Source organism: Ferruginibacter sp. (genome assembly GCF_014377975.1).
GTDB lineage: Bacteria > Bacteroidota > Bacteroidia > Chitinophagales > Chitinophagaceae > Ferruginibacter.
In genome coordinates this window covers 1-11,754 of the sequence record NZ_JACMOO010000003.1, presented here as the reverse complement: position 1 = coordinate 11,754, position 11,754 = coordinate 1, and the positions used below count along the sequence as shown (strand labels likewise).

At 36.2% G+C, this 11,754-nt stretch carries 8 protein-coding genes and 1 pseudogene; 5 read left to right on the top strand and 4 right to left on the bottom strand.

Annotated elements, in window-relative coordinates:
• Positions 1 to 300 precede the first annotated feature (300 nt).
• The 5 genes and pseudogenes from H7254_RS00125 to H7254_RS00105 form a co-directional block, all read left to right on the top strand.
• Positions 301 to 768 (top strand): annotated as a pseudogene (locus tag H7254_RS00125) (transposase); the annotation flags it as partial.
• A 760-nt stretch (positions 769 to 1,528) separates the two neighbouring features.
• The gene (locus tag H7254_RS00120) at positions 1,529 to 2,131 is read left to right on the top strand and encodes a TetR/AcrR family transcriptional regulator (RefSeq protein WP_301931039.1); all 603 of its coding nucleotides are present in this window, start codon (positions 1,529 to 1,531) and stop codon (positions 2,129 to 2,131) included.
• Between the two features lie 145 nt (positions 2,132 to 2,276).
• Positions 2,277 to 2,405, top strand: coding sequence for a hypothetical protein (locus H7254_RS00115; protein ID WP_301931038.1), 129 nt, complete (start codon positions 2,277 to 2,279; stop codon positions 2,403 to 2,405).
• A 40-nt stretch (positions 2,406 to 2,445) separates the two neighbouring features.
• Positions 2,446 to 3,729, top strand: coding sequence for a parallel beta-helix domain-containing protein (locus H7254_RS00110; protein WP_301931037.1), 1,284 nt, complete (start codon positions 2,446 to 2,448; stop codon positions 3,727 to 3,729).
• Between the two features lie 54 nt (positions 3,730 to 3,783).
• A complete protein-coding gene (locus tag H7254_RS00105) occupies positions 3,784 to 4,872 on the top strand; it encodes an SO2930 family diheme c-type cytochrome (RefSeq protein ID WP_301931036.1) in 1,089 nt (362 codons plus the stop codon).
• Positions 4,873 to 4,971: 99 nt separating this feature from the next.
• Here the strand turns inward: H7254_RS00105 and H7254_RS00100 are convergent, their stop codons facing one another.
• The 4 genes from H7254_RS00100 to H7254_RS00085 form a co-directional block, all read right to left on the bottom strand.
• Positions 4,972 to 5,175, bottom strand: coding sequence for a hypothetical protein (locus H7254_RS00100; RefSeq protein WP_301931035.1), 204 nt, complete (start codon positions 5,173 to 5,175; stop codon positions 4,972 to 4,974).
• A gap of 715 nt (positions 5,176 to 5,890) precedes the next feature.
• Positions 5,891 to 6,331 (bottom strand): hypothetical protein, encoded by a 441-nt coding sequence (locus tag H7254_RS00095; protein WP_301931034.1) that lies wholly within the window; start codon positions 6,329 to 6,331, stop codon positions 5,891 to 5,893.
• An 18-nt stretch (positions 6,332 to 6,349) separates the two neighbouring features.
• Entirely contained in the window at positions 6,350 to 7,792 is a 1,443-nt protein-coding gene (locus H7254_RS00090; RefSeq protein ID WP_301931033.1) for a SusD/RagB family nutrient-binding outer membrane lipoprotein, read from the bottom strand.
• Positions 7,793 to 7,804: 12 nt separating this feature from the next.
• Positions 7,805 to 10,930 (bottom strand): SusC/RagA family TonB-linked outer membrane protein, encoded by a 3,126-nt coding sequence (locus H7254_RS00085; RefSeq protein ID WP_301931032.1) that lies wholly within the window; start codon positions 10,928 to 10,930, stop codon positions 7,805 to 7,807.
• Between the last annotated feature and the right edge of the window lie 824 nt (positions 10,931 to 11,754).

Genomic DNA, 11,754 nt, shown 5'->3' with positions numbered 1-11,754 from the left:
TTAACTTAAATCAATTACTAAATGAAGTAAAAATTCTTTTATATCCTGTTTATTTTTTTTGCCTGAAACAAATCACCTGCCTTAGCACCTGTTACTCCTCAAACCTACTGGATAAATACAGGAACCCTTTCTGAGACCATCGTAGCAAACGTAAACTTAAATTTTCCGGTTGTATATTTTGCCAAAAAAACTGGTGCCAACCGGCGGATACAAACCTCACTCATTATTTCAGGTTTATTACCATCAGGCACAGAGACAGCATATTGGTAAAGCCACTATTGCTGTAGAGGAGTATGTACTGGTATAAGTTTTATTGACTCTGCTGTTTTACGGGTTCGCCACAGCAAAAGAATTAAACGCAACAAAGTTTTTAAAGGCATGGCAAAAGTTGGAAGATCATCCGTTGGCTGTTTCTTTGGGTTTAAGTTATATTAAATCATAAATGATAAAGGAGAAATCGGCTTTTTCTATCTCTCATCGGGCAATACAAGCGACAGCAATGCAAAAAGTGTTATCCGTATCACTAAAGAAATATGTGGTAAAATGGTTGGTGACAAAGGTTATATTGGTAAAGCATTAACCGGTTTATTATTTGGCGATGGCGCACAATTAATTACAGCAGTACGAAGAAATAAAAAAAAGTTATTGAGTAATGAAGAGTAATTATTACTTCTTAAACCTTCATTAATTGAAACGGTTAATGATGAATTGAAAAATATTTGCCAGGTAAAACATACAGCCATCGGAGTATTGCCGGCTTTATTTTAAACATTGTGACTGCCATCGCATCTTACTGCTTCTTTCCTAAAAAACCATCTGTCAAAAGAGATATTGCAGCAATAAAGCCTAAATTAATTGCTCAATTAAATCAGCCAAAATTTATTGCTGCTTAAACTGAACACAGCTTATTAAAAACTCTTCCAGGTTAAATTGGACGAAACCATATACCTACAAAATTTACGATGAGAAAGAAGATTAAAATTTACATCCGCAGGCGCACGTTTTTTGATTTGTTATCGTGGATAATTGCTTTATATTTTTTCTTTCAGATAGTTTAAAAAACGGTAAAATGGCAATTGGTATATTTTGCCGTAGATAAACTTTCTCTATAGAAGGTTTATACTTTTAGTGAAGAAGCTTTTTTTCTTCCATGCCTTATGTCTTCAGCGTACACTTCCTTTCGGAAAGATTATGAGCGGTGCTTTACAAATGCTACATCAATCTGATAAGCTGCTTAAAGTTCAGATTTGCTAAATAGCTGTGTTTGGTTAAGACACTGGCCATGGGAGCAGATGGATAAAATTTTGTCTCATCATTTGAAAAAAATAATTCGTTCTAAAAGCAACTTTCTTTTTTAACTCATTTGTTTTCGGCAACTTTTTCTAAAATTAATACTGAAACTTTTAGGGAAGGATTTTATTAAATTTTCCTGTTCACGAATACTTGTAGTTTTTATATTTTCAACTAACATATTAAATAGTTTGAAAAACAAAAAATACTATATTTAATTTTCTGTTAAAAAATCAGGATGAGTAAAAAAGAACAAGTAAAGGAAAAAATAGGCCGGAGCGCCATGCAGTGTTTTAAAAAATTTGGCCTCGATAAAACAACACTGGACGACATTGCAAAAGCCGTTGGGTTTAATAAGGCATCGTTATATTATTATTACAAAAACAAAGAAGATATTTTTATAGAAGTGGCCATAAAGGAAGGGGAACAGTATCTTGAATTAACTCAGAAAAAAACATTGTTAAAGAAAGGAGTGGAAAATAAAGTTTGGTTTTACATGCAATCCCGTTTTGACTATTATAAAAATGTGCTGAATATGAACCGGGTATCCAGTGATACGCTGAATAAGATACTCCCGAAGTTTTTTGAACTCTATGACGCTATGATGAAACAGGAAAAAAAATTTCTGTCACAGGTGATAAAAAGGGCGGTTGAAAACGGAGAGCTTATTAAAAACAATACAGACAAGATAGCGGACGTACTAATAAATATCAGCGATGCGTTGAAGCATAGTGAGGAACAGAAGGCGATTTTGAAAAATGAGGATAGTGTGGATTACACACAAGGCATTAGTGATATGAAATTTTTGGTATCCCTTATTTTTAAAGGGCTTAAAAAGTAGTACTAATTTAAGTATTAAGTAATGAATTACTAAATATAAATAGCCGATTGCATTCTTCAATTTTGAAAAGCCAAAAATAAGCGGAGGACTTGCTGCCGGTACTGTTCCTTCTTCGGCTGTAATAGATGCACAGCTGAGCTATAAAGTGCTTAAAGCACATTCGGGCATCAGGGTGGGGGCCACTAATATTACCAACCAGTATTATTCAACCGGCATTGCCAATCCTACTATTGGTGCGGTTTATTATGTAACTTATGCGTATAATATTTTTTAAAATTACGACCTGATCAAAAAGTGAAAACAAAATAAAAAAAATGAAACAGCTATTTAATTTTAATGTTTTTGCAATCCTATTAGTAGTATTTCTATTTGCCTGCAAAGGAAATACAGAACTAAAAGATGGTTATACCAACACACTTAGTTTTAATCCTGGAGAAGAGGCCAGGATTGTGGAAGCTTTTTTATCTATAAAAGACAACACTTCTATTTTATTAAAGCAAGGCACTTACAAATTTGATAATCTCAGTATAGCCCAGGTAAATCATATCCGTATAAAAGGCGAAGGCTTTGATAAAACTATTCTTGATTTTTCGGATCAAAGCCAGGGTGGTGAAGGGATTCGGATTACAGGTGTAAAAGGCTTCACAATAGATGGCTTAACAATCAGGGATTCTAAAGGAGATTTAATTAAGATAAACAAAAGCCGGGATGTTGCCATTACCAACCTGCATGCAGTATGGAAAACAGCCGATAGCACCAGTGGTGGTTATGCTATTTATCCTGTACTGTGTAAAAATGTGTTGATAGAAAATTGTTATGCAGAAGGCTCTTCGGATGCGGGTATTTATGTAGGGCAATCAGACAGTGTTATCGTAACAAAATGCAGGGCCGCAAAAAATGTGGCTGGCTGCGAAATTGAAAATACGGCTCATGCGCAGGTGTATGACAATGAATTTTATAATAACACAGCGGGTTTTTTAATTTTTGATCTGCCGGGTCTTTCACAACGGGGGGGCTATGTAAAAGCGTACGACAATTATATTCACGACAACAATAGCCGGAACTTTGCCAAGGCAGGCAGCTTTGGTACTATTTCCGGCGTGGGCAATGCATCCCCGGGTAGCGGTGTAATTATTTTAGCGGCGTCTAATATTGAGATTTATGCCAACAGGATTATTAATAACAATTCATCTTCCATCACCATTGCTTCAGGATTTTCTGTAGATGATAAGGCAGCCGAAAAAATCAACGGGCAGTATTCTCCCATTTCTACCCATGTAAAAATTTATGATAACACTATACAGATGGGCGATGCTTTTCCGGAACCGGCTTATCAGCACCATATTGGAAAGTTATTGGTTGCCATTGAACAAAAATTAAATGTACAGGATGCATTGCGTAAAAATAAACGCATACCCTTTATCATGTACGATGGTTTTTCCAGCAATATTTTAACGGGGGCAAAGGGTGCCAATCCTGATTCAATTTGCATCAGTCAACCGGGCGATAACGTGTTTGTGAATTCCGATTTTATAAATATGGCGCATCCTGAAAAATGGCGTCCGGATACGAATATGGCGCCATTTACCTGCAAATAGTTTTATCAGCAAATATTAAAAAAAACGTTTTAATTTTACTTACAAGCCTGTTTCATGCATAAGATATATTCTTTGATGCTGTTGATTTTTATGGGTATTGCCATTGCGGTAGTGGCCATACAAAGTTGTACCAGCCAATCGGGGCAGCAGGCAAATGCAATCGCCTCAAACGGCACATTTCAGTTTAAAGAAAAGCTTTCTGATTATGGGTTTTTTAAAAATAAACTCAATGCATTGGAACCGCAGGAAACTGTTGTACGGTATCAATTAAGTACCCCTTTATTTACTGATTATTCAATAAAGGACCGGTTTGTTTTTTTGCCCAGGGGTTCATCTGCAAAATATACAGCTACGGGTGTACTTGATTTCCCCGATTCAACCATCATCATTAAAAATTTTGCGTACACCAATACAGACCATCAAAAAATAATGATTGAAACAAGGCTGCTGGTAAAAGATCCTGCAGACAAAAAATGGAAGGCCATGGATTACCTGTGGAACGCCGCACAAACGGATGCAGTGAAGCATATTACAGGTGCCCAGGTGCCCATCACGTTACTGGATGACGAGGGCAATCCGATATCCACCACTTACCAGGTGCCCAATACCAACGATTGTAAACGATGCCATATTAACAACGATGTGCTTACACCCATCGGCCCCAAAGCAAGAAATCTAAATTTTACTATCAACGGGCAAACCGATAACCAGCTTGCACAATGGGCTTCAAAAGGCATGCTGTCTGGCTTGCCTGCTTTGGGCGAAGTGCAGCAGTTGCCTAACTGGAAAGATGACAAGCATTTTAGCCTGGAACAAAGAGCGAGGGCTTACCTGGATGTTAACTGTGCACACTGCCATATTAAAGGTGGCGATGCCTATAATACCGGCTTATTTTTAGAATATCAGCAAACCGATGCTTACAAATTGGGAGTGATGAAGGTGCCGGTATCTGCAGGTGGCGGAGCAGGTGGATTGAACTATGATATTGTTCCCGGTGATGCGGCGCATTCGATTATAGCGTACCGGATGAATAGCACTGAAACAGGTACGGCAATGCCAGAACTTGCCCGTACCGTAATCCATAAAGAAGGTGTGAAATTAATAACTGACTGGATCAGTCAGATGAAAAAACAGGTGAAATAAAATAATGATTATAGCAGTTTTTTTCTCCCTGGTCTGTGTATTCACCAGATACGTCCTCTGTAAAAAATTATTTCTCTTTTAAGCGGTGCATTACAAATGCTATATCCATTGGTTGATTTGATTAAAGTTCATATTTGCTAAGAGGCTGTGTCTGCTGAAAACACCGGCAACAAGAGCAATTCCAATAGGTAAATGAGCCATGGTTGCAGTATCATTTTTATGATAAACCAGTCGCAGGTCTACTTCTGTTTTCAATATTCTGAAAGTTGATTCTATCTCTCTGATGGGTTTGTTATGGATCATTCATTCCAATACTTCATCGGTATCTTTTAAATTTATGTTTAAAAAATAGACACCCAATTTATCATAACAAGTGTTACACTATAAGTCTGTCTCTTTAAAAAGGGTCAGTTCATTTTTATCTCTTTTATTGAGATGGCCGCTTCTTCATCTTTTTGCTCTCTGGCAGCATTGGTCCCAAAGCCAATATTTAAGAATATTTTATGGCAAACCCCGTCAAATTAAGTAAGATAACTTTCTACCAACCGGTAGTAAGCAGCAATATTTTTTATGTCGATTGTGTCTGAATGAAACCTATAAATACAATCGGGTATAAATTAAGCCATTGTTTCCCTTAGGGTCGTTTCACAGTATTGTGCAGCTGTTTCTTTGGTACCATTACTTATGGATTGCCGCCTTATCTAAAATTTTGCAGGTGGGCGCAAATATTTGCTATTTGCTTCCTTCAGATTTGCAGTAGCCACCACCACCCTTGTAATTGGCGAACGATAAGTACGGTAACTCCTGTTTGGGACTTACATCCTTTAGGTGATGAACATATCTGACAAACAAAAAGAGTTTAGTGAAGCTGCTTCACTAAACTCTTTTTGTACTTTGAGCAAAAATAGTTTTAACAGGTTTACCTGAAATTATTTTGCCAGTACTAAAAAATACATTATTTACAAATAATTAAATTTTATAGCAGACCTCATTTGCAGATCCGTATTACAAACTATCATCATGGAGTTATTGTTAAATTAATCACTTCCGTAGTAGGAACAATGCTTCCAATTCTTAAAACATCACTACCTTTTATGGCTCCTGTCAATATTAACTTAGCTGCCACGGTTGAACCTGGTGCAACGATGCCGGTTGGTAAAGTTATTGGAGCGATGGTTTTAACGGTGTTTCGAAGCACAACTACAGTACCGTTAATTGGTGCAGAACCTGCTCCGGTAATTGAATAATTTACGGTCACATCTTCTGTAAGCGCCGTTTTCATTTGTACTGTTATTTTTATAACTGAACCTTGTGCAGCCTTTATGCGTGCTTTTGAAGCTAATTCAACGTAAGGCGCTAAAGTATTAGTAAAATCGTAGGTATCTCCTACATAGCTTTTTTTACAACTGCTGAAGGTTATTATAAAACATGTACTGATCAATAAACAGATATTTTTCATTTGATTAATTTTAGAATTTTAAAGATCAAACCATTGCTTATCTGAATAAACCGGAGTAGGCTTTGGTAAGTTTGGATTTGCATTTGATTCATCTACAGAATATATATACCTGCGAATTAATGGCCCTGCAGTAGCACCAACCGGCAAGGCAAGCTGTGGTACTTCACTTCCATCAGGACCCGATCTTCTCCATTGGGTGAAAGCTTCAATTGGTCTGTCCATTAAATCAACCCATTGTTGCAGATGTATTTCTTTCACAGGGTCAGCTATTGTTGAAAGGTCAGGCACCTGGGTACTTATATAAGTAGAAGTGGCACCAGCGTCTGCACCGTAAAATAGCATTGCTGCCTGTAAACCCTGATTGTATAATGCCTGTGCCTTTGTGAAATCTTTTGTAACACCAAGGCCTCTTGCATACACTTCAGCTTCTAACAAGGAAAGTTCCTGATAAGTACATAATAAATCAGGTGCATCCTGCCGATACAGATAAGCGCTTATTTTTGCAGAATTAGCATCTGCTTCTTCTTCCGTTTGTGAACTAATATACCCGGTAGCTCCGGCAGGCTTATCAAAATAAATTGGTATTCTGGGATCTGTTGGTTTCATATAATCCAGTACATTTTTATTAGCAAAAAACCACTGATTTTCCCCGTTCGTATAAGTAGCCAATAATCGTTGTTTGGGATTTGAGTTGGTTGTAGTTGCGCCATATTTGAATAACCAATTATCTGTAGCATCATTTATCATGGAGGATGGATTTGCAACCATTGTTCCAATTTCAGCAGCTTTCGTCGGGTCTTTATCTACCATGGTCATCAAAATCTTAAATTTGATAGAATTTGCTGTTTTTATCCATTTGCTGATATCGCCGGCATAATAAATATCATAGTCTGAAATTTTTAGCGGATTAGCCGGATCAAGTGAAGCGATGGCACCATTTAATAATTTAAGCAAAGATTCAAAAACATCTTTTTGAGCATCAAATTTAGGGTAGGCTATTCCTGTTTTCCAGGCTTCAGTGTATGGGATGTCACCAAACATCAGCGAAGCTTCATACACTACTTGCGCTAAAACTATTTGACATTGAGCTACCCCATTTTTATTTCCGGCAGCTTCATAAGCCTTTATGGCTAAATTTAAATTATTACCTATTCTTTGATAATAGAAGGTCCAGGCGTTGTTTAAAGAAGTTGGACTTAAAACGTATATATTATCTTTTCCCCAACCAAAATTACCACCACTTGCAATAGTTTGGCTCATGAGTGCAATGGGAATATATATATCTCCCCCACTTCTGCTTTGATCCCAGTAAGTTACAGCATAGCCAAATAATAACTTTCCGTCAACACTGGTAGCGGTAGTTGGATCCGTGTTTATATCCAGATATTTTTTACAGGAGCTAAAAGCGGAAACTGTAAAAATCAAAAAAGTTATAATTAAATATTTATTAAATTTTTTCATATAAAATATTTTTTAAAGTGATAATCTTAAATTAAATCCAATTGACCGGGTAGAAGGAATGCTGTTAAATTCAACTCCCTCTCCAGAGCCGCCAGAGCCAAAAAAGTTTAATTCAGGGTCGATATGTGGTACAAAAGATTTTATGATCCAAAGGTTTCTGCCTTCCAAACCAAATTCCATTCCTTTAATAAAACCCTTTTTAAAAATACCGGAGGGTAAAGCAAAAGACAATCTTACTTCCCGCAGTTTTACAAAAGATGCATCAAAAACATTTCCTTCGGTATTAGATGTTGAAGAGTAATTTGCCCAAAAATCCTGCATGCTTTTTACCGGTGTGGTATTTGGTACAAATTTTCCTGTTCCATCATCCATAACACCTTTATCTATAAACACCTTATCTCTGTTTGCCAAAGTCTCAATTGCCGATCCGGATGCACGTAAACCTGAAACAGTTCCTGAATAAAAAACACCTCCTTTTCTAACATCAACCAAAAAATCCAGGGTTAAACCTTTATAAGAAAATGCATTTCTCAGGCCCCCTGTCCAGGCGGGATAAATATCTCCGAATCTGATACTTGGTGCTGTTTTTCTTAAGCCCGATACAGCATCAATTACAATATTATTATTAGGATCTCTTAACCAACCGGTACCATATAAACCAAACGTACCACCAATTGGAGCTTTAATTAATAAACTGCTGTAACCCGAAGCCAACGTGTAATCTTTTAAATTACCATAAAGCTGTTCTACGGTTTGTTTATTTTTAGCAAAATTTACATCAATGTTCCAGGTAAAGTTTTTGCTTCTGATGGGAACAAGATTTAGATCAACCTCAATGCCTTTGTTTCTTACCCCACCTGCATTTACATTATTATTTGTATACCCGGTAGAAGTTGGTACGATGATGGCAACAATTTGATTTTTTGTAAGGGTGTTATAATAAGTAAAACCTACGCCAACCCTATTGTTAAGAAATTTAAGATCCGTTCCAATTTCAAACGTATTTTGTTTTTGTGGTTGTAAAAGTAAATTGGGCAAAATACCCGGGCCGCCAAATGGAGTAGTTATAACGCCAAATGGAAATACAGTAGGTGCAGGAGAAATATACTGAACAAATACCGTAGTTGCAGGGGTGTAATTGAAGTTTAGATTATAAGGCAATTCATCGCTGCCAACACTTGCATAACCTGCTCTTATTTTACCATAGTTTAACCAATCAGGTTTTATTAACTGAGAAAATATTAAACTACCCGTTACAGAAGGATAGAAATAAGACCGGTTGGCAACTGGAAGTGTTGAAGAAATATCATTTCTACCCGTGATATCTAAAAATGCAAAATTTTTGTAGCTGATACTGGCGTCTCCATATAATGCAATTAATCTGCGTTGAGCATAACTATAAGTAGGGCTTCGCACTGCTGCATTTGAATAGGTATACAATAATGGAATAGTTAAGCCTGTTGACAAAACAGAGTTACCTCTGGAAAATCTGTCTAAAATATTATTACCCACTAATAATTTAAGTGCAAAATCGTGCACTTTGGTTTCTGCACTTATGGTTAAATCGTTGTTGGTTGTTCTGTTAAAAATATCTGTTGTGGTAAATTGACCGGGCAAAAATCCGGCGGTTCCATTTCTCACGGTACTAAAGCGGTTCTCGGTAAAAAAATCAACCCCTAAATTATCACTTACCGTTAACCAGTTAAAGGGTTTGTAGGCGAGTGTTGCGGTGCCTATTAACCTGTCTACATAATTATTATTTTGGTTATTTTGCATTATCCAATATGGATTATTACCGGTTTTATCTGTTGTTAAAAATCTTTGTGGGCCGGTTACCGGATCAGGAATTGGCAGGTAAACATTATTTCTAACATCATTTATATCAACCACTCTGGGTATTCCAAAAATTGATGAAACAATTGTATTTGAATTATTAGAAGCCTGGGCAGGCCTGCCGGTACCTTTAGTTTTTGTATAATTAACGGATACACGGGAAGACAATTTGCTCGAAAGATCTCTACCTGCATTTAAAGAGACTGAATATCTATCCAGTTTAGTTTCAGGTATGATACCTGTTTCTTTTACATTCGATAAGCTTAAACGAAAATCTGAATTTTCGCTACCACCTGAAAAGGCAACGTTATTAATGTACGACACACCCGTGTTGAAAAAATCAGCAACATTTCTGGGTTTGGCGCTCAATGTTACATCTCTGCCTAAAAAGTCTTTAAATTTAAGATCGGATACGCCGCTAATTTTTGGACCCCAGCCATTTGAATATTTTAAATCATACACACCATAGTTTCCCTGCGCATATTCATTTTGAAATTCCGGTATCTTTAAAATATTGTCGTATCTAACAGAAGAGTTAACAGATACACTTGTTTTTGAATTTTTTTTACCTTTTTTAGTGGTAATAATAATGGCACCATTTTTAGCCAAAGATCCATATAAGGCCGCCGCCGCGGCTCCTTTTAAAATAGTCATTGTTTCCACATCATCCGGATTGATATCTCCGGCTCTGTTACCATAGTCTACATTTGTTCCACCGGTACCGCCTCCGGCCGCATTATTATTTATAGGAAAACCATCAACAACAAATAACGGTTGATTATTGCCATCAAATGAGTTAGCCCCGCGGATAATAATTTTTGAAGAGCCTCCTAAAGTACCTGATGCAGAATTAATTCTTACTCCGGAAACCCTGCCAGCCAAAGAATTAATTACATTGGTTTCTCTTGCTTTTACTAAATCTTCTCCCTTAATTGTAGCAGTAGAGTAACCAACCGCTCTTTTATCTTTCGCAATACCCAATGCGGTTATTACTACTTCAGTTAAGTTTTGGCTACTACCTGATAAAATAACGGTGATTTCACTTTTTCCCACAATATTTACATCCTGGTTCACAAAATTTAAGGAGGAAAATAATAAGGTTTTTGCGGAGGGAGTAACTGTAATACTAAAATTACCATTTTCGTCTGACGTTGTGCCAGTTTTTGCCCCTTTTACAGCAATAGATGCTGTTGAAATTCCAATGCCTTGCTCGTTTGTTACCTTTCCTGAAACAGTCCTGTTTTGACTATTTGCATGAATCAGCAACAAAAAAATTACCGACAATGTTAGTACGATTTTTTTCATGAGATATGATTTTTAAATAAATAAACGGTGGGCGTTTTTTTTAAATAACCCAACTTAACAATATAATAACAAAAGGCACACATTTAAACAAAAATGCTGCATGATTGTTAAAAATAAATTAAAAAGTACACTTAAGTGGCGGGGTAATTTTCGATTTCACTAATATTTCAACTTTTTCTAAACCAATACCAATACCAGTTTGATCCTTATAAATGGTTTTAGGCCATCTTCATTTAAGTGCAGATTTTTTATTGGTATGCTGTTAAAAATTTATGTGTAACTAAATCCTTTTTCATAAAAAACCGGGAGATTTATAATAGTTGTGATTTGCTTTCAGAATATGCAAATACTTACTTAAATAACTGATAATTGATATAATAAGCCTTGTACTAAATTAAATAAAAGTCAAATTAGCAACAATAATGCAAGCATAATATTAAGTGCCTTTTAATCCCCTTTTTTACCTCTACTACTAACCTTTCAATCGCTGATAAAATCCTTAATTGATTTCTAATTTTGTACGGTAATTGTTTGAAAGAAGTATTAGTAGCAATAAATTATTTCTAGCTTTTTTTCTTATTGCTATTTAACATTGGTAGAATTAGGTTCCTGTGCCGCAACATATACCATCTATATCCCTCTACAAATTTGGGTTTAAGTTCCTGATTATTATTTTTTATGGAGATCATTATTGTAGCAGTAAGCAGGGGAAAAGGCGGCAATATGCTGTTAGATAATTTCATCTTGGCGCTGGATTGTTTTAAAAAGCGGTTACCTGCTGCGGGCCGATCGCTTTATAACAAGTTTTTACAATCAATTTTTTG

Excerpts from the sequence above, each read along its gene's own strand:
- H7254_RS00085 (WP_301931032.1), bottom strand. The coding sequence starts at position 10,930 with ATGAAAAAAATCGTACTAACATTGTCGGTAATTTTTTTGTTGCTGATT.
- H7254_RS00095 (WP_301931034.1), bottom strand. The coding sequence starts at position 6,331 with ATGAAAAATATCTGTTTATTGATCAGTACATGTTTTATAATAACCTTC.
- H7254_RS00110 (WP_301931037.1), top strand. The coding sequence starts at position 2,446 with ATGAAACAGCTATTTAATTTTAATGTTTTTGCAATCCTATTAGTAGTA.
- H7254_RS00105 (WP_301931036.1), top strand. The coding sequence starts at position 3,784 with ATGCATAAGATATATTCTTTGATGCTGTTGATTTTTATGGGTATTGCC.
- H7254_RS00120 (WP_301931039.1), top strand. The coding sequence starts at position 1,529 with ATGAGTAAAAAAGAACAAGTAAAGGAAAAAATAGGCCGGAGCGCCATG.
- H7254_RS00100 (WP_301931035.1), bottom strand. The coding sequence starts at position 5,175 with ATGATCCATAACAAACCCATCAGAGAGATAGAATCAACTTTCAGAATA.
- H7254_RS00090 (WP_301931033.1), bottom strand. The coding sequence starts at position 7,792 with ATGAAAAAATTTAATAAATATTTAATTATAACTTTTTTGATTTTTACA.